This window comes from Streptomyces sp. NPDC046887 (assembly GCF_040644755.1).
Taxonomy (GTDB): Bacteria; Actinomycetota; Actinomycetes; order Streptomycetales; family Streptomycetaceae; genus Streptomyces; species Streptomyces lichenis.
Genome location: NZ_JBEYXH010000001.1, coordinates 281,818 through 301,541 on the forward strand (window position 1 = coordinate 281,818; position 19,724 = coordinate 301,541).

The 19,724-nt window shown below is 73.8% G+C and carries 8 protein-coding genes; all 8 read left to right on the forward strand.

Annotated elements, in window-relative coordinates; genetic code table 11:
• The first annotated feature begins 80 nt into the window (after positions 1–80).
• The 8 genes from ABZ945_RS01280 to ABZ945_RS01315 are packed head-to-tail and all read left to right on the forward strand — an operon-like array spanning position 81 to position 19,653.
• Entirely contained in the window at positions 81–1,310 is a 1,230-nt protein-coding gene (locus ABZ945_RS01280) for a cytochrome P450 (RefSeq protein ID WP_361261982.1), read from the forward strand.
• Positions 1,311–1,363: 53 nt separating this feature from the next.
• Positions 1,364–14,254: an amino acid adenylation domain-containing protein gene (locus ABZ945_RS01285; protein WP_361261986.1), complete on the forward strand. Its 12,891-nt coding sequence runs from the start codon at positions 1,364–1,366 to the stop codon at positions 14,252–14,254.
• A gap of 21 nt (positions 14,255–14,275) precedes the next feature.
• Positions 14,276–14,497 carry an MbtH family protein gene (locus tag ABZ945_RS01290; RefSeq protein ID WP_361261989.1) on the forward strand — a complete coding sequence of 74 codons (222 nt, stop codon included), beginning with the start codon at positions 14,276–14,278 and terminating at the stop codon, positions 14,495–14,497.
• Positions 14,498–14,544: 47 nt separating this feature from the next.
• Complete coding sequence (gene hppD / locus ABZ945_RS01295) at positions 14,545–15,609, forward strand: 4-hydroxyphenylpyruvate dioxygenase (protein WP_361261992.1); 1,065 nt, start codon at positions 14,545–14,547, stop codon at positions 15,607–15,609.
• The gene (locus ABZ945_RS01300) at positions 15,606–16,721 is read left to right on the forward strand and encodes an alpha-hydroxy acid oxidase (protein WP_361261995.1); all 1,116 of its coding nucleotides are present in this window, start codon (positions 15,606–15,608) and stop codon (positions 16,719–16,721) included. Before hppD ends, ABZ945_RS01300 begins: the two co-directional genes overlap by 4 nt.
• The gene (locus tag ABZ945_RS01305) at positions 16,714–18,063 is read left to right on the forward strand and encodes a PLP-dependent aminotransferase family protein (protein WP_361261998.1); all 1,350 of its coding nucleotides are present in this window, start codon (positions 16,714–16,716) and stop codon (positions 18,061–18,063) included. Before ABZ945_RS01300 ends, ABZ945_RS01305 begins: the two co-directional genes overlap by 8 nt.
• 46 nt (positions 18,064–18,109) lie before the next feature.
• Complete coding sequence (locus ABZ945_RS01310; RefSeq protein WP_361262001.1) at positions 18,110–18,997, forward strand: ABC transporter ATP-binding protein; 888 nt, start codon at positions 18,110–18,112, stop codon at positions 18,995–18,997.
• Complete coding sequence (locus ABZ945_RS01315) at positions 18,994–19,653, forward strand: hypothetical protein (RefSeq protein ID WP_361262004.1); 660 nt, start codon at positions 18,994–18,996, stop codon at positions 19,651–19,653. Before ABZ945_RS01310 ends, ABZ945_RS01315 begins: the two co-directional genes overlap by 4 nt.
• Positions 19,654–19,724: the final 71 nt, after the last annotated feature.

Sequence of the window (19,724 nt, forward strand, 5' to 3'; positions counted from 1 at the left end):
GGGATACTTCAGCAGAGGGTCCCCTTTTTCACGTGCCGTCAGTGGTGTATTTCCTGCGCGCACTTTCATGGGGGATTTCAGTGACTGACTTATCCGTGCTGACAGGCCTGCCGTTCGACAGGCGCATCCACGCGTTCTTCGCCTATCTGGCCGACAGGCGTGCGACCGAGGCGGTCGGCGAGGGCCGGGAGCCAGGGGTCTGGGAAGTCTTCCGCCATCAGGAAGCGGTGCAGGTTCTGGGTGACCACCGGACCTACTCCAACGACATGAACCACTTCATCCCCGAGGACCAGCGCCGGCTCGCCCGCGCGGCCCGGGGGAACTTCGTCGGGATCGACCCGCCGGACCACACCCGGCTGCGCGGGCTCGTCAGCCAGGCGTTCTCTCCGCGGGTCACCGCGGAGCTGGAGCCCCGCGTCAAGCGCCTCGCCGAGCGGCTCCTGGACGACATCGTCGAGGACCGCGGCCCCACAGCCCCCCTCGACCTGGTGGCCGAGTTCGCCGGACCGCTGAGCGCGATCGTCATTGCGGAGCTGTTCGGCATTCCCGAGAGCGACCACCCGATGATCTCGGAGTGGGCCCGGGCCCTGCTGGGAGCCCGTCCCGCGGGCGAGCTGGGCGTCGCCGACGAAGCCGCCCTGCGGAACGTCGCCGACCTGGTGGACAAGGCCGGAGCGTACCTCGTCCACCACATCCGCGAGCGGCGCGCCCATCCCCGAGACGACCTCACCAGCAGGCTCGCGACGACGGTGGTGGACGGCCGGGCCCTGGACGACGAGGAGATCGTCGGCGTCGTCGGGATGTTCCTGATCGCCGGGTACCTGCCCGCCTCCGTGCTGACCGCGAACACCGTGATGGCGCTCGACGAGCACCCGGCCGCGCTGGCCGAGGTGCGCGCCCGGCCCGCACTGCTGCCCGGAGCCATCGAGGAGGTGCTGCGCTGGCGACCACCGCTCGTCCGCGACCAGCGCCTGACCACCCGCGACGCGGAGCTCGGCGGGCGGGTGATTCCGGCCGGCTCCCCGGTCTGTGTCTGGCTGGCCTCGGCGCATCGCGACCCGCTGCGCTACGACGACCCTGATCGATTCGACATTCATCGCCCCGCCGGACGCCACCTCGCCTTCGGCAGGGGAATCCACTACTGCCTGGGCGCACCGCTGGCCCGGCTGGAGTCCCGTATCGCCGTGGAGACCTTGCTGAGCCGTTCCGAGCGGCTGGAGATTTCCCGCGACGGCTCCCTGGAGTTCCATGAATCCATCGGAGTGCTGGGTCCCGTGCGGCTTCCTGGGACGCTTTTCACCCGCCGCTGAAAAAGCGAGTCGGACGGCAGAGCACATACGGCACCGTGGCGAGGATTCCAAGAATGCGGCTCGAACAGAGCAAGAGCGTCCATCCCGGCAATTCCTTATACGTCATCTATACATCCGGATCCACCGGGGTGCCCAAGGGCACCGTGGTCACCGGAGAAAACCTTGTCAACCTGCTGTCGGACTTCCGGGACAGGCTCTCCTTCGGGCCCGAGGACCGTCTGCTGGCGGTGACGACGTTCGGCTTCGACATCGCGAATCTGGAACTACTGCTCCCGCTTGTCAGCGGAGGGCGGGTCGTGCTCGCGTCGAAGGAGACCAGCCGGGACCCCGAGGCGTTGGGCAAGCTCATCACGGCCTCGGGCGCCACCGTCATGCAAGCGACCCCCGCGCTCTGGCGGAGCCTGCTCGACTCCGGGCACCCCGCGGACGGTGAGCGGCTGCGGGTCCTCGTGGGCGGTGAGGCTCTGCCCGGGCACCTGGCGCGAGCGCTGCGCGCGTCCGCCCGCGAGGTCACCAACGTCTACGGCCCCACCGAGACGACGGTCTGGTCCACCGCCGCGGCGCTGGACGAGGAGGACGCCGCCCGGCCGCCCATCGGCCGCCCGCTCGCCAACACCCGGGCGTATGTGCTCGACGGTGCCCTGCGGCCGGTCCCCGCTGGTGTGGCGGGCGAGCTCTATCTGGCCGGTTCGGGCGTGGCGCGGGGCTATCTGCACCGCCCCGCCCTCACCGCCACGCGCTTCACGGCCGACCCCTTCGGCCCCGCGGGCACCCGGATGTACCGCACAGGCGACCTCGTACGCCGAAGGGCGGACGGCAGCCTGGAGTTCCTCGACCGGGTCGACCGCCAGGTCAAGATCCGTGGCTTCCGCATCGAGCTCGGCGAGATCGAGGCCGCCCTGAGCGAGCACCCCAGGGTCCGTCAGGCGGCGGTCGTGGTGCACGAGGACCAGGCCGGTGAGAAGCGGCTCGTCGCCTACACGGTGCCCGCTCCCACCGCCGGCGCGGCGGACACCGCACCGCTGCGCGCCCACCTCGCCGAGCGGCTGCCGGCCTCCATGGTGCCGTCCGCGATCATCGCCCTGGACGCGCTACCCCTGACCCCCAACGGCAAGCTCGACCGCAGGGCCCTGCCCGCGCCCGACTTCGCCGCCGCGGTCACCGGCCGAGTGCCGCGCACCCCGCAGGAGGAGATCCTGTGCGGGCTGTTCGCCGAGGTGCTCGGTCTGCCCGGCGTCGGCGCGGAGGACGACTTCTTCCACCTGGGCGGCCATTCGCTGCTCGCCACCCGTCTGGTCAACGGCGTCCGTGCCCGGCTGGGCGTCCAGCTCCCCGTCCGCGCGGTGTTCGAGGCGCCCACGGTACGGGCGCTGGCGGCACGCCTGCTCGGCGGTGACCGGCCGCGCCCCGCCCTCACCGTCGCCGACCGGCCCGCGGAGCTACCGCTCTCCCACGGCCAGCGACGGCTGTGGTTCCTTAACCGGCTGGAGGACAGCGGCGCCGCCTACAACATCCCCGCGACGCTGCGGATCACCGGCGCGCTGGACCGCGCGGCGCTCGGCCAGGCGCTCGCCGACCTGACGGCCCGGCACGAGTCACTGCGCACCGTCTACCCGGACACCGGCGGCGAACCACGGCAGTCGGTCCTCGACGCGCCCGGCGCCCGGCCCGCGCTGACCGTCGCCCCGGTGACCGAGGAGGAGCTGCCCGGGGCCCTCGCGGCCGCCACCGCGCTCGGCTTCGACCTCGGCACCGATCTCCCTTTACGGGCGCACCTGTTCCCGCTCGGGCCGCAGGAGCACGTCCTGCTGCTGGTCCTGCACCACATCGCCGGCGACGGCTGGTCGATGGCGCCGCTCGCCCGCGATCTGGGGACCGCCTACGCGGCCCGGCTGGGCGGCCGGGCCCCCGAATGGCGGCCGCTGCCCGTCCAGTACGCCGACTACGCCCTCTGGCAGCGCCGGGTCCTGGGCGAGGAGGGCGACCCGGACAGCGCCCTGGCGGCCCAGACCGACTACTGGCGGCATGCGCTGGACGGCCTTCCCGAGCAGCTGCCCCTGCCCACCGACCGGCCGCGGCCGCGCAGGCTGAGCTTCCGCGGGGACACCGTGGACATCGGGCTCGGCCCGGAGCTGCACGCCCGCCTGCTCGACGTGGCCCAGCGCCACAACGTCACCTTGTTCATGCTGCTGCAGGCCGCCGTCGCCACCTTGTGCACCCGGCTGGGCGCGGGCGAGGACATCCCCGTCGGCAGCCCCGTCTCGGGCCGCACGGACGCCGCGCTCGACGAGCTGGTCGGCTTCTTCGTCAACACCCTGGTGCTGCGCACCGACACTTCGGGGGATCCGCGGTTCAGCGACCTCCTGCGCCGGGTGCGCGACACCGCGCTCGCCGCCTACAGCCATCAGGACGTGCCCTTCGAGCGGCTCGTCGAACTGCTCAACCCGGCCCGGTCGCTGTCCCAGCACCCCCTGTTCCAGGTCTTCCTCGCGCTGCAGAACAACGCCGAGGCGGAGTTGACGCTGCCCGGCCTGACCGTCGCGGTGGAGCCCGACGCGTGGCGACCCGCCCGGTTCGACCTGGCGTTCGACATTTCGGAGACCTTCGGTCCCGGCCACACGCCCGCGGGGGTCACCGGGGTCCTGGAGTTCAGCACCGACCTCTTCGACCGGGGCACCGCCGCGAGGCTGGCGGAGAGGTTCACCCGCCTGCTGGCGTCGGTCGCCCGCGACCCCCGGCAGCGCATCGGCGCGATCGACATCCTCGGTGCCGAGGAGCGCGACCGCCTGCTCGGCACCGGGAGCGGGCAGCCCCGCCCCACCGGCACCCTGCACGGGCGCTTCGCCGAGCTGGCCGCCGCCGACCCCGGGGCCGCCGCGATCCGCACGGGCGGCCGCGAGCTGACCCGCGAGGAGCTGGACGAGCGTGCCGACCGGCTGGCCCACCGGCTCGTCCGGCTCGGCGTCGGCCCGGAGAGCCGGGTCGCCGTGTTCCTGGAACGCTCCGCGGAGCTGGCGGTGGCCGTCCTCGCCGTGCTCAAGGCGGGTGGCACGTACGTGCCGCTGCACGAGGCCTTCCCCGCCGAGCGGCTGGAGTGGGTCATGGCCGACACCCGGGCGAAGGTGCTGCTCACCGACCGGGCCATGCTCGGCCGCCGGTTCGCCCATGGCGCGGCCGTGGTGGTCCTCGGCGACGACGTCCCCGCTGACAACGTCGGCGGCAACGCCCTCGGCGACCACGTCCCCGACGACGGCCCCACCCCGGCCGGCGGGCCTTCCGGCCCACCGGCCGTGCCCGTCCACCCGGACCAGCTCGCCTACATCATGTACACCTCCGGCTCCACCGGCACACCCAAGGGCGTGGCCGTCGCCCACCGGGAGGTCCTGGAGCTGGCCGCCGACCCCTGCTGGGACACCGGGCACCACGAGCGCGTCCTGCTGCACGCGCCGTACGCCTTCGACATCTCCGACTACGAGCTGTGGGTCACCCTCCTGTCCGGCGGCCTGGTGGTGCTCGCGCCCCCCGGACGGCTGGACACCGGCGCGCTGGCCCGCCAGATCCGCCAGGAGCGGATCACCGCGGTGCATTTCACCGCGGGCCTCTTCCGGGTGCTCGCCGAGGACCACCCCGACTGCCTCGCGGGGGTGCGGGAGGTCCTCACCGGGGGCGACGTCGTCTCACCGGTGGCGGTGCGGCGGGTCCTGGAGCACGCCCCGGGCGCGGTGGTGCGGCAGCTGTACGGGCCGACCGAGGCCACGCTGTGCGCGACGCAGTACGCGGTCCGCGCGCCCTACGAGCCGGGCGCGGCCGTGCCCCTCGGGCGTTCGCTGGCGAACACCCGCCTGTACCTTCTCGACGCCCGGCTGCGGCCGGTGCCGCAGGGGGTGACCGGGGAGGTCCACCTGGCCGGCGCCGGCCTCGCCCGCGGCTACCACGACCTTCCCGGCCGGACCGCCGAGCAGTTCGTCGCGGACCCCTTCGGCCCGCCGGGGAGCCGGATGTACCGCACCGGGGACCTGGCGCGGTGGGACGCCGACTGGCAGCTGGAGTTCGCCGGACGCGCCGACCACCAGGTGAAGATCCGGGGGTTCCGCGTCGAGCCGGGCGAAGTGGCCTCGGCCGTCGCCGGGCACCCGGACGTGCGCGAGGCCGAGGTCCTGGCCCGTCCCGACCACCTCGGCGAACAGCGCCTCGTCGGCTATGTGGTGGCCGACCGGCGGCCCGGCTCGGACCGTGGGGAAGCCGGCGGCCGCGAGCAGGTGACCGAATGGCGGCAGCTCTACGACGGCATGTACGGCCGGGACACCGGGGCCGGGTTCGGCGAGGACTTCTCCGGCTGGGACAGCAGCTACGACGGCGAACCGCTCGCCCTGGAGCAGATGCGGGAGTGGCGGGCGTCCGTCGTGGACCGCGTCCGTGCGCTGCGGCCCCGGCGCGTGCTGGAGATCGGCGTGGGCAACGGGTTGATCCTGAGCCGGCTCGCGGAGGAGTGCGAGGCCTACTGGGCGACCGACTTCTCCGCCGAGGCCGTCGCCGGTCTCCGCGCCGGGCTCGGCGACCGCCCGGAGCTCGCCCACCGGGTCGAGCTGCGGGTCCAGGCGGCCGACGACGTGGACGGCCTCCCCGAGGGCTACTTCGACACCGTGGTGGTCAACTCGGTCACCCAGTACTTTCCGCACGCCGGGTATCTGGAGTCCGTGCTGGACAAGGCAGTCGGCCTGCTCGCCCCGGGTGGAGCGGTGTTCGTCGGTGACGTACGCAACCTCACCCTGCTCCGCAGCTTCCACACCGCGGTCGCGCTGGCCCGCACCCCGGACGCGCGGAGCACGTCCGACCTACGGCAGGACGTCGACCGGCGGATGCTGCGGGAGAAGGAACTCCTCGTCTCCCCGGCCTTCTTCCAGCGCTACGCGTCCGTTCACCCGCGGGTGGGCGGTGTGGACATCCGGGTGAAGGGCGGCGCCTTCCACAACGAGCTCAGCCGGTACCGCTACGACGTCGTCCTGCACCGCAAGGAGCCCGCAGACCTGGTCACCGTGACCGACGCACCAGTGCTGAGCTGGGCCGACGACGTCAAGAGTCTGGCCGCGCTGCGGGTCCGGCTGGAAGGCGGCCGGCCGGCCGGGCTGCGGGTCACCGGTGTGCCGAACGCCCGCACGGCGGCCGAGGCGGCGGCCGCCCGGGCGCTGCTGGCGGGCGAGGACCTCACGCACCTTCGGCAGGCCCACGCCGGCACCGAGGGCGTGGACCCCGAGGACCTGGCCCGGCTCGGCGCGGAACTCGGCTACCGGACCGCGCTCACCTGGACCGACGACGACGCCGACGGCCGGCTGGACGCGCTGTTCCTGGCCCCGTCGGTCGGCTCCCCGACGGCCCCCTTCGTCACGCACCCGGGTGACGGCGAGCAGACGTACGGCGGCGGACTCACCAACGACCCGGTCGCCTTCCGCGAGTCCGGCCGGTTCACCGCCTCCCTGCGGGACTTCCTGCGCGGCCGGCTGCCCGACTACATGATCCCCTCGGCTTTCGTGGTGCTCTCCTCGCTGCCGGTCACCGAGAACGGCAAGCTCGACCGCGCCCTCCTGCCCGTCCCGGATCCGGCCGCCGACGTCCGCGGAGGTGCCCCCGGCACGCCCGAGGAGGAGACCCTGTGCCGGCTGTTCGCCGAGGTGCTCGGCGTGCCCGGTGCCGGGGTCGATGACGGCTTCTTCGCCCTGGGCGGTCACTCGCTGCTCGCGATCCGCCTGGTCAACGCGGTGCGTGCGGCCCTGGGCGTCGAGCTGACCGTACGGGCCGTGTTCGAGGCGCCGACCGTGGCGGAGCTCGCCCGGCGCCTCGGCCCGGTCGCGGGCGCGCGGCCCGTCCTAGGGCCCGCGCGGCGCCCGGAGAGGGTGCCGCTGTCGTACGCCCAGCGGCGGCTGTGGTTCCTGAACCGCCTGGGCGAGCCGGGCGGCGCGTACCACATCCCGGTCGCCCTGCGGCTTGCCGGCGACCTCGACCGGCGGGCTCTGGCACAGGCGCTGCGGGATGTGGTGAACCGGCATGAGAGCCTGCGCACCACCTTCCCCGAGACCGACGGCGAGCCTTGCCAGCTCGTCCACGACACGGCGGACACCCCCTTCGGACTCGACGTGGTCCAGGCCGACGCGGCGACCTGGCGGCAGACCGTCGCCGCCCGGTGCGGGCAGGGCTTCGACCTCGCCCGCGAACTCCCCCTGCGGGCCCATCTGCTCGTCCTGTCCGAGGACGAGCACATCCTGCTGGTCGTCCTGCACCACATCGCCGGCGACGGCTGGTCCATGGCCCCGTTCGCCCGCGATGTCGCCACCGCCTACGCCGCGCGCACCGGGCACACCGCGCCTGGCTTCCCGCCTCTGGCCGTCCAGTACGCGGACTACACCCTGTGGCAGCGCGAGGTGCTCGGCAGCGAGCAGGACCCGGAGAGCCGGATCTCCGCCCAGCTGGCCTACTGGCGGCAGGCCCTCGCCGGGCTGCCCGCCGAACTGGCCCTGCCCGCGGACCGGCCCCGGCCGGCCGAGTTCGGCTACCGCGGCGGGGCCGTGCCCCTGGAGATCGGCCCCGCCCTGCACCGGAGCCTCAGCCGCCTGGCGCGGGAGCACCATGCGAGCCTGTTCATGGTGCTCCAGGCCGGACTGGCCGCCCTGCTGACCAAGCTCGGCGCCGGCACGGACATCCCACTCGGTACCCCGGTCGCCAGCCGCGACGACGCGGCGCTCGACGACCTCGTCGGCTTCTTCGTCAACACCCTGGTGCTGCGCACCGACACCTCGGGCGACCCCGGCTTCGCCGACCTGGTCGACCGCGTGGCCGAGGCCGGCCTGGCCGCCTACGGCAATCCGGACGTGCCCTTCGAGCGACTGGTCGAGGTGCTCAACCCGCCCCGCTCGCTGGGGCGGCACCCGCTCTTCCAGGGGATGCTCGCACTGCGCAGTGGCGCCGCACCGGAGATCCGCCTGCCCGGACTGCGGGTGAGCGTCCCCGACATCGAGCTCACCTCGGTGAAGTTCGACCTGGACGTCCAGCTGAGCGAGCGCCTCGACGGCAGCGGGGCCCCGGGCGGGGTCACCGGGCATATCGCTTACAGCGCCGACCTCTTCGACCGGGACACCGTCGCCGTGCTCGCCGAGCGGTTCGTCCGCCTGCTGGAGGCCGTGGCCGCCGCCCCGCGGCTGCCGCTCGGTGCCGTCGACATCCTCTCGCCACAGGAGCGCGACCGGATCACGGGCGCCTGGGCGGGCACGGTCGACCCCGGCCCCGTGACGGATGTGGTGGCGGCGTTCGAGGCCCGGGTCGCCGTCTCGCCGCGGGCCACCGCCCTCGTCTGCGACGGCACCGCACTGTCCTACGCGGAGGTCGACGGCCGGGCCGACCGGCTGGCCCGGCTTCTGCACGCGCGGGGTGTGCGCCCGGGCGATCTGGTGGCGGTGGCGGTGCCGCGGTCCGCCGCGATGGTGGTGGCCGTCTTGGCGGTGCTGAAGGCAGGCGCCGGATATGTACCGGTCGAGCCGGGACATCCGGTGGAGCGGATCGCGTTCATGCTGGCCGACGCGGCTCCGCGCCTGGTGGTGACGGAGCGTTCGGTCGCGGACCGGCTGCCCGTCGCCGCCGGGGCGGCGGTCCTCGCGCTGGACGACCCGAGCACCGTCCACGAGCTCGCCGGGCTGCCGGACACACCGCTCACCGCGGGCATGCCCGAGCCGGGCGCGTTCCCCGCCTATGTGATCTACACCTCGGGATCGACCGGCAGTCCGAAGGGCGTGGTGGTCTCCCGCCGGGCCATGTCGGAGTTCCTGTCCTGGGCGGTGCGGCGCGTCGATGCCCGGGACTTGGCCGAGGTGCTGGCGTCGACCTCGCTGTCCTTTGACGTATCGGTGTTCGAGATCTTCGCGCCCCTGCTGGCAGGCGGCCGCGTCGAGGTGGTGCGGGACCTGCTGGCACTGGCCGAGCGGCCGTGGTCGGGCACCCTGGTCAGCGGTGTGCCGTCGGTCGTCTCCTCGCTGCTGGACGCGGGCACGCCCCTGGACTGCCACCGCCTCGTCCTGGCGGGGGAGGCGCTTCCGGAGCGACTGGTCCGCAGGCTGCGGCAGCAGGCACCCGGGGTCCGGATCGCCAACCTCTACGGGCCGACCGAGTCCACCGTCTACGCCACCGGCTGGTACGAGACCGGTCCCGGACAGGTGTGCGCCCCGCCCATCGGCCGGCCGCTGCCCGGCACCCGCGCCTACGTCCTGGACCCCTGGCTGCGTCCGGTGCCGGCCGGCGTCACCGGCGAGCTCTACCTGGCGGGCCCCAAGCTCGCCGACGGCTACCTCGGCCGGCCCGGCCTGACCGCCCGCCACTTCGTGCCGGACCCCCACGGCCGCGCGGGCTCCCGCATGTACCGCACCGGCGACCTGGCCCGCTGGGACGGCGAGGGCGTCCTGCACTACCTGGGGCGGGCCGACCACCAGGTGAAGATCCGCGGGTTCCGCGTGGAACCCGGCGAGATCGAGAACGTCCTGTCCCGGCACCCCGCCATCACCCACGCGACCGTCACCACCCGCCCCACCGCCACCGGTGAGCAGCGCCTCGTCGCCTATGTCACCACGGCGCCGGGCACCCGGCCCACGCACGAGGAACTGACCCGCCACCTCACCGCCACCCTGCCGGAGCACATGGCACCGGCCGCGACCGTCGTCTTGGACGCCCTGCCGGTCAACGCCAACGGCAAACTCGACCGCTCGGCTCTGCCCGCTCCCGACTTCGCCGCCGCTCCACCCGGCCGCGCCCCGCGCACCTCCGCGGAGGAACTGATGTGCGCGCTGTTCGCGGACGTCCTCGGTGTGCCCTCGGTGGGGGCCGACGACAGCTTCTTCGACCACGGCGGCCACAGCCTGCTGGCCACCCGGCTGGTCAACGCCGTCCGTACGGCCTTCGGCGCCGAACTCGCCCTGCGGGCGGTCTTCGAGTCGCCCACCCCCGCCGGGCTCGCCGAGCGGCTCGCCGGGACCTCCGCCTCCCGGGCGCCCCTGGTCCCGGCCCGGCGGCCGGACCGGCTGCCGCTGTCGTACGCGCAGCAGCGCTTGTGGCTGCTGAACCGGCTGGACGGCGCGGGCGACACCTACAACGTGCCGATGGCGCTGCGGCTGACCGGGTCCCTCGACCCGGACGCGCTGACGGCGGCCCTGGCCGACCTGGTGGACCGGCACGAGACGCTGCGCACGGTCTACCCGGAGGCCCGCGGGGTCCCCTGCCAGCTGGTGCGGGACGCAGGCGCGGCCGCGCCCCGGCCCACGCTCGTGGACATCCGTGCGGAGGAACTGGCGGCCGGGCTCGCGGAAGCGGTGCGGCACGGCTTCGACCTGACCACCGACCTCCCCCTGCGCGCCACCGTGTTCCGGCTCGGTCCGGCTGACCACGTGCTCCTGCTGGTGCTGCACCACATCGCCTGCGACGGTGCCTCGCTCGCCCCGCTGGCCGCGGAGCTCGGGACCGCCTACCGGGCGCGGCTGTCCCACCGGGCCCCCGACTGGCAGCCGCTGCCGGTCCAGTACGCCGACTACGCGCTGTGGCAGCGCGCGGCACTGGGCTCCGAGGACGACCCCGGCAGCCTCGCCGCCCGGCAACTGGCCTACTGGCGTACCGCACTGGCCGGGATACCCGGGGAGCTGACGCTGCCGGCGGACCGCCCCCGCCCCGCCGTGGCCGGCCATCGCGGTGGCACCGTCACCGCGGATCTCGACGCCGCACTGCACCACCGGGTCCGGGAGCTGGCCCGGCTGAACGGCGCGACCCCCTTCATGGTGCTGCAGGCGGGTCTGGCCGCTCTGCTCACCCGGCTCGGCGCGGGCACCGACATCCCCGTCGGAACACCCGTCGCCGGTCGCGTCGACGCGGCGCTCGACGGGCTCGTCGGCTTCTTCGTCAACACCCTGGTGCTGCGCACCGACACCTCGGGCGACCCCGCGTTCGGTGAGCTGGTCCAGCGGGTACGGCAGCGGACCCTGGAAGCCCTCGCCCACCAGGACCTGCCGTTCGAGCGACTGGTGGAGGCACTCAACCCGGAACGCGACCTGTCCCGGCACCCGCTGTTCCAGGTGCTGGCGACGGTGCGGGACCACCAACCGCCGAGGCCCGGGCTACCGGGACTGACCGCCACCGAGGTGGCCGTGGATCCCGGAGTCGCCAAGTTCGACCTGGAGTTCACCTTCGGCGAGACCTTCGAGGCGTCCCGGCCCACCGGGATCCGCGTCGAACTGCGCTACAGCTCGGACCTCTTCGACGAGACCACCGCCGAGGAGCTGCTCACCCGGCTGGCCGGGCTGCTGGACGACCTCACCAGCGCCCCGTACCGGCCGATCGGCGCCGCCCGGATCATGCTGCCGGACGAGCTCCGGACCATCGAAAGCCGAGGCGGGACGCGGGCGGCACCGGCGCCCGCGGACACGGTGACCGCCCTGTTCGAGGCCCAGGTGGCGAGGACGCCGGACAGCGTGGCGCTGCGCCATGGCGGGACGACTCTCTCCTACACGGAGCTCAACCGGCGTGCGAACCGGATCGCGCACACCCTGATCGGGCGCGGGATGGGACCCGAGAGCCTGGTGGCGCTGGAGCTGCCGCGTTCGACCGGCCAGATCGAGACCCTGCTCGGTGTGCTGAAGTCGGGGGCCGCCTACCTGCCCGTCGATCCCGGCTATCCGGCCGAGCGGATCCGCGCGATGCTCGCCGACGCCCGCCCGGCGCTGCTGGTCACCCGCCAGGGCATCCTGGACTCCTTCGCGGGCCGGCTCCCCGGGGACACCGCCACCCTCCTGCCGGACGATCCGGACACCGCCGCCCGGATCGCCGCCGCCCCCGGCACCGATCCGGTGGACGCCGACCGCATCGCGCCCCTGCGGCATGCCCACCCGGCCTATGTGATCTACACCTCGGGTTCCACCGGACGGCCGAACGGTGTTGTCGTGACGCACTCGGGCACGGCCAACCTGGCGGTCCGGCAGATCGAGCGGTTCCGGATACGGGCGGGGGACCGGGTGCTCCAGTTCGCCTCCCCGAGCTTCGACGCGGCCTTCTCCGAGGTCTGCGTGGCGCTGCTGTCCGGCGCGGAACTGGTCCTCGCCGACCAGGACGAGCTGACCCCGGGCCGCCCCCTGGCCGAGGTGCTCGACCGGCACCGGATCACCCATGTGACGCTGCCGCCCGCGGCCCTGCCGCTGCTGCCGCCCGAAGCGCTGGCGTCCGTGACCACCCTGGTCACCGCCGGTGACGCTCTTTCGAGGGACGCGGTACGCCGGTGGGCGCCGGGCCGGCGGCTCGTCAACGCGTACGGGCCGACCGAGGTCACCGTGTGCGCCACCATGAGCGAGCCGCTGGCCGGGGAGGACGGCCCCACCATCGGGCGGCCGCTGGGCGGCGCCCGCGTCCACGTCCTGGACGCCCGGCTGCGCCCCGTACCACCCGGGGTGACCGGCGAGTTGTACGTCGGAGGGCCGGGACTGGCCCGCGGATACGCCGGTCGCCCGGCGCTGACCGCGGCACGTTTCGTAGCCGACCCCTACGGCCCGGCGGGAGCCCGGCTGTACCGCACCGGAGACCTGGTGCGCTGGGACCGGGGCGGCCGACTGCACTTCGCCGGCCGCGTCGACCAGCAGCTGTCGGTACGCGGGTTCCGCGTGGAGCCGGGCGAGGTCGAGGCCGTGCTCCTCGCCCATCCGGACGTCGCGCAGGCCGCCGTACTGCCGCACGACGGGCCCGGCGGCCCGACGCTGACCGGCTATGTGGTGCCCGCCGCCGGACGCGGCGTGGACGCCGCGGCGGTGCGGCGGCACGCCGCCCGGACCCTGCCCGGCTATTCGGTGCCGGGGGCCGTCGTGCCACTGGAGCGCTTCCCGCTCACCCCCAACGGCAAGCTGGACCGCCGGGCGCTGCCGGCCCCCGGCCTCGCCGCGGGGACCACGGGCCGCGCTCCGCGCACACCGCGCGAGGAGCTGCTCTGCGACCTGTTCGCGGAGGTGCTCGGGGTGGCCGCGGTCGGGATCGACGACGGGTTCTTCGCGCTGGGCGGCCACTCGCTGCTGGCCGCCGCGCTCATCGGCCGCCTGCACGAGGCGCTCGGCGTGGAGGTCGGGCTGCGGAGCCTGTTCGAGGCGCCGACCGTCGCCGAGCTCGCCGAGCGGCTGGACACCCGGGACGGCACGGCCGGGGAGGGGCTGGACACGCTGCTGCCGCTGCGCCGGGCCGGCGGGCCCGCGCTGTTCTGCGTCCCGGCCGCCAGTGGGCTGGGCTGGTCGTTCGCCGGGCTGACCCGGTACATCCCCGACCGCCATCCGCTCTACGCACTCCAGCCGCCAGGCCTCTCGGACGGGGCGCAGCGGCCGACCGCGATCGAGGAGACGGCCGCGCGGTACGTGCGGCGAATCCGCGAGGTGGAACCGCACGGCCCCTACCACCTCGTCGGCTGGTCGGCCGGCGGGCTGATCGCCCACGAGATGGCCGTACGGCTGAGGGCCGAGGGCGCCGAGGTGGCGTTGCTGGCCGTACTGGACAGCTATCCGCTGGCGGGCACCGCCGCGCCGGCACCGGTCCGTGCGGAGGTGGTCCAGGCCGTGCGTGCCCAGGCCGGCGGGCACCGCCTGGACGACGCGGCGATGGACCGGCTGGTCGCGGTCTACCTCGGCACCACGGAGGCGGCCCGCGCCTTCACACCGGGCATGTTCGACGGTGACCTGCTCCACTTCGCCGCCGAGCGGGACGCCACCGGATCACTGACGGCCCGGCTGTGGCTGCCGCACCTCGGCGGACGGCTGGAGCGGCACTCCGTGGCGTACGGCCACGAGGAGATGACCCGGCCCGGGGCGCTGAGCGTCATCGGCCCCGTACTGGCCCGGAAGCTGGCCCGCGGTCCTGCCGCGGAGCCGGCCGCGAACCCTACTGACAACACCTGATCAGCAGAGGAGACAGAGCATATGGCGACCAACCCGTTCGAGGACGAGGACGGCACCTACCTGGTCCTGCGAAACGACGAGGGGCAGCACTCGCTGTGGCCCTCCTTCGCCGACGTACCGGCCGGGTGGGCCACGGTGTTCGGCGAGGACAGCCGCCAGTCCTGCCTGGACTACGTGGAGAAGAACTGGACGGACATGCGGCCCACCAGCCTGATCGAGGCGATGGAACGCAGCGGTGGCTGACCCGCACCGGCGGATCGCACCATGACACTCGTACGGGGGAAACGACTGTGAACGACTTACGCACCACGGGATTCGAGGAACTGTCCGTCGACCATGTGACGCTGTACGTCGAGGATCTCGACGCCAGGGTCGCCGAACTCGCCCGCACCTACGGCTTCGCGCTCCAGGCGAGGGCCGCCGACCAGGACGGGGCGCGTTCCGCTCTGGTCGGCCGCGAGCGCATCCGGCTGGTGCTCACCGAGCCGGTGGCCGAGGACCACCCCGCCGCCGTGTACCTCCACCGGCACGGTGAGGGGGTCGCCGACATCGCCCTGGCGGTGCCCGACGCCGCCGCCGCCCACGCCGAGGCCGTCCGCCGCGGCGCCCGGCCGGCCGCCCCGCCCGTCGAGCGCGAGGGCGTGGTCACCGCCTCGGTGACGGCCTTCGGCGATGTCCGGCACACTTTCGTGGAGCGCCGGGAGGGAGTCCCCGAGCACCGGCTTCCGGGCTTCGCGCCGGCGCACGGCCGCGAGCCCGCGGCCCCGACCGGGCTGTTGGAGATCGACCACTTCGCGGTGTGCCTGGAACCCGGCCGGCTCCAGCCCGTCGTGCGGTTCTACGAGCAGGTCCTGAACTTCCGCAACACCTTCACCGAGAAGATCGTCATCGGCGCCCAGGCGATGGACTCGGAGGTGGTGCAGAACGCCTCCGGCACGGTGACGCTCACCCTCATCGAGCCCGACACCGGCAGGGAACCCGGGCAGATCGACTTCTTCATCAAGAACCACGGCGGCGCCGGAGTCCAGCACATCGCCTTCCGGACCGAGGACATCGTGGAGGCGGTGGGCACCATGCGCGCACGGGGCGTGGACTTCCTGACCACCCCTGCCGCCTACTACCGCCTGCTGGGCGACCGGTTGCGGCTGTCCCGGCACTCCACCGAGGAGCTCGCCGCCCTGGACGTGCTGGCCGACGAGGACCACGCCGGGCAGCTCTTCCAGATCTTCACCAGGTCGGCCCACCCCCGCAGAACGCTGTTCTACGAGGTCATCGAGCGGGCCGGAGCCACCACCTTCGGCAGCGGGAACATCAAGGCGCTGTACGAGGCCGTCGAAGCGGAGCAGCAGGGATGACCACGGCCCCGGCGGTGACAGCCCCGGCGGCGGTGTGTCTGGAGGACATCCGCACCGCCGCCCGGGCCGCGCTGGACCCCGCCGTCTGGGACTTCGTGGAGGGTGGCAGCGGCTCGGAGGCGGTGCTCGCCGCGAACCGGGCCGCGTTCGCCGACATCGCGCTGGTGCCCAGGATGCTCACCGGCGTCGTCGAAGCCGACCCCCGCGCCCGGCTGGTCCGCAGCGACGCCGCCCTGCCCGTCGCCGTCGCCCCCATGGCGTACCAGCGCCTGGTCCACCGGGACGGCGAGCTTGCCGCCGCCCGGGCCGCGCGCGCGGCGGGCGTCCCGTTCGTCGTGAGCACCCTCAGCAGCCACCGGTTGGAGGACATCGCCGCCACCGGGGCCACCACCTGGTTCCAGCTCTACTGGCTGCGCGACCGCGGCAGGAACCATGAGCTCATCGCCCGCGCCGAGGCGGCCCGCTGTCAGGCACTGATGGTCACCGTCGACGTGCCGCTGATGGGCCGCAGACTCCGGGACGTACGCAACGGCTTCACGCTTCCGCACCATGTGCGGGCGGCGAACCTGGACACCGGGCCGGAGAGCGAGGCGCATCGCGGGTACGGCGGTGACTCGGCGCTCGCCGTGCACACGAGCGCGGCCTTCGCGCCGGGAATGTCCTGGCGGGATCTGGCCGAGTTACGGGCCAGGACGTCGCTGCCCCTGGTGGTCAAGGGCGTCCTGGACCCGCGGGACGCCCGTACGGCGGTGGAGTCGGGCGCCGACGCGGTCGTGGTCTCCAACCACGGAGGACGCCAACTGGACGGCGCCGTACCCAGCCTGCGGGCGCTGCCCGCGGTGGCCGAGGCCGTCTCCACCGAGTGCGACGTCCTGCTGGACAGCGGTGTGCGCGGCGGCACCGACGTGCTCCGGGCACTGGCCCTCGGGGCGCGGGGGGTCCTGCTCGGCCGACCGGTGCTGTGGGGCCTGGCGGCACACGGTGAGCACGGCGTGCGGCGCGTCCTGTCCCTGGTGCGCGGCGAACTGGCCCAGGGCATGGCACTGGCCGGCTGCGCCGACGTGAGAGCGGTGGCCGGCCTGCGTACGGAGAGGATGAGGGCCCATGCCTGACGCGGAGCCCGCGGACCTGGTCACGGCCGATCTGCATGGATCGCTGGAGGACCCGGCGCTCGTCTCGATGAACTTCCTCAACGAGATCACCGGGCGCTATCCGGACGCGCTGTCCTTCGCGCCGGGCCGCCCCACCGAGCGGTTCTTCGACCTCGAGTCCGTCCAGCGCCGGCTGCGGATCTTCGGCGAGCACCTGGCCGGCGAACTCGGCTACACACCGGAGGAGGTGGGCCGCACGCTGTGCCAGTACGGCCGCACCAAGGGCGTCATCCACCGCCTCGTCACGCGCTCCTTGGCCCGCGACGAGGGCATCGAGGCCGATCCGGAGTCGGTCGTGGTCACCGTCGGCTGCCAGGAGGCGATGTTCCTGGTGCTGCGCGCGCTGCGGGCGGAGGCCGGTGACGTCCTGCTTGCCGTCTCACCGACGTACGTCGGGCTGACCGGTGCGGCACGGCTGCTCGACATGCCGGTGCTGCCCGTGGCCGGCGGCGCGGCGGGGATCGACCTGGACGACCTGGTGGCGGGGATTCGCGCCGCCAGGCAGCGGGGGCAGCGGCCGCGGGCGTGCTACGTGATGCCCGACTTCGCCAATCCGTCCGGCCTGAGCATGGACCTGGCCACCCGGCGCGCACTGCTGGGCGTGGCCGCGCGGGAGGGCGTCCTGCTCCTGGAGGACAACCCGTACGGCCTGTTCCACGCCGGCGGGGGGAGGCCCCCCACCCTCAAGGCGCTGGACACCGGCCGCCGGGTCGTCTACCTCGGGTCGTTCGCCAAGACCGTACTGCCCGGAGCGCGGGTCGGGTACGTGGTGGCCGATCAGCGGGTGCGCGACGCCCGGGGTGCGCCGGGCCTGTTCGCGGACCAGCTCTCGAAGATCAAGAGCATGGTGACGGTGAACACCTCGCCTCTGGCCCAGGCCGTGGTCGGCGGCGCCCTGCTGGAGCACCACTACAGCCTGGACAGGGCGAACAGCAGGGAACGGGAGGTCTACCGGCGCAACCTGCGCCAGGTTCTGGCCGGGTTGGAGGCCAGGTTCGGCGCCGCCCGGGGCGTGTCCTGGAACGTCCCGGCCGGCGGGTTCTTCGTCTGCGTCACCGTGCCCTTCGAGGTGGACGACGAGCTGCTGGAACTCTCGGCCCGGCGGTACGGCGTGCTCTGGACGCCGATGTGCCACTTCTACGGAGGGCCGGGCGGCACCCACGAGCTGCGGCTCTCGGTGAGTGCGCTCACCCCGGAAGAGGTCGAGGACGGGCTGGACCGGCTCGCCGCCCTGTTCGCGGACCGGGGCTGTGCTTCCGCCAGGGGCGCGGGACATGTGCGCGGCGGAGGATCGGCACCGTAATGTGCAGGCAACCGGGGGCCGCGATACCGGACATAGGGGAGTTCCCTTGTTACGACTCGAAGCAGTGGGCAAGCGCTACGGCCGTGGCGACTGGATTCTCAGAGACATCGATGTCGAGGCCCCCGCCGGAGAGGTCGTGGCGTTCGCCGGGGGGAACGGTTCGGGGAAGTCGACCCTGCTGCGGATCGCGGTGGGGTTGTCCCGGCCGACCGCCGGCCGGGTCGCCGCCCGGCCGGCGGTGGTGGGTTACGTCCCCGACCGCTTCTCCCCCAACGAGCGGATGTCGGCCGTCGCGTATCTGACGCACATGGGGCGGGTGCGCGGACTGACCACCTCGGCCGCCTCGTCGCGGGCCCATCGGCTGCTGGACCGGCTCGCCCTGGTGGGCGGCGAGCAGGCACCGCTGCGGAGCCTGTCGAAGGGCAACGCACAGAAGGTCGCACTGGCCCAGGCCCTGCTAGTGGAGCCCGGGCTGCTCGTCCTGGACGAGCCGTGGTCGGGGCTCGACGCCGACGCCCACGGCGTACTGGCCGAGATCATGACCGAGGTCGCGAGTGCCGGGGGCACCGTGCTGTTCACCGACCACCGGGAGTCGGTGACCCGGGCCCGGGCCACGCGGACGTATGCCGTCGGCGGGGGGCGGGTCGCCCTGCTGGGGCCGGAGCCCCGGCCGAGCGGGCACCGGCCCTCGTCCGACATCGTCCTGACCCCCTCTCCGAGCGGCCCGGCCCCCGGCGACCTGGTCTGGGAGGAGCTGCCCGGCGTGCTGGCGGTGAGCCGGGACGCGCCCGGGGTGCGGCTGAGAGTGGCCCGTGAGAGCGCCGACGCACTGCTGTACACCGCCCTGGGGCACGGCTGGTCCGTGGAGCGGGTGACCGGGACGGTGCTCGACCAGCGGATGCCGGACGCCGTGACCGGGGGAGACCTGCGGTGATCGCGCTCATCCGCTACACCTTCGCGACCGTGGTCCTCACCCAGCGCTACCTCGCCCCGCTGCTGCTGTTCATGGGCCTGATGGGCGTGCTGACCGTCAACGGCAGCGGTCCGCTGCCTCCCGCCTACGCCTCCTCCGCCGGTGCGCTGTTCGTCTGTTCGACCTGGCTCACCGTCGCGCTGATGAGCCTGGACGACCCCGCCCAGCGGGCGATCGTCGTCGTCACGTCCGGCGGCCGGCCGCTGAAGGTGCTGCTGGCGGCGATCGGGACGGCTCTGCTGAGCTGCCTGGTCCTGATGGTCTTCGGCCTGCTGTTCCCTCTGTGGCTGGGCAGCCACACGGTCACCGCGGCCGATCTCCTGCTGGGGGTCGAGGCGCAGCTCACCTGTGCGCTGGTGGGCGTCGCCATCGGTGTGCTGTGCTCCCGTCCGGTCTTCAAGCGCCAGGGGTATGCGCTGGTGGCCGCGCTCGCCCTGGTGATGGCCGCCCTCTTCGCCAAGGGCATGCCCCCGGTCAACCGGCTGTTCACCCTGATGGCGACGGAGTCCGACGCGGCGGAACTGCTGGCGTCCGCGGGCGGCATGCTGCTGGTCTCCGCCCTCGTCCTGGCCGTGTTCACGGCCATCGCCCAGTTCGTCGCCGGGCGCAGAGAGTAGGCCACCGCGGAGGGTCCGAGGCGGGTCGGCCGGCACCGACGTCATCAGCATCCAACGGGAGGAGTTCGGAG

What these genes read in the sequence shown, in the direction of transcription:
- ABZ945_RS01285 (WP_361261986.1), top strand. Translation starts at nt 1,364, where the DNA reads ATGCGGCTCGAACAGAGCAAGAGCGTCCATCCCGGCAATTCCTTATAC.
- ABZ945_RS01290 (WP_361261989.1), top strand. Translation starts at nt 14,276, where the DNA reads ATGGCGACCAACCCGTTCGAGGACGAGGACGGCACCTACCTGGTCCTG.
- ABZ945_RS01300 (WP_361261995.1), top strand. Translation starts at nt 15,606, where the DNA reads ATGACCACGGCCCCGGCGGTGACAGCCCCGGCGGCGGTGTGTCTGGAG.
- ABZ945_RS01305 (WP_361261998.1), top strand. Translation starts at nt 16,714, where the DNA reads ATGCCTGACGCGGAGCCCGCGGACCTGGTCACGGCCGATCTGCATGGA.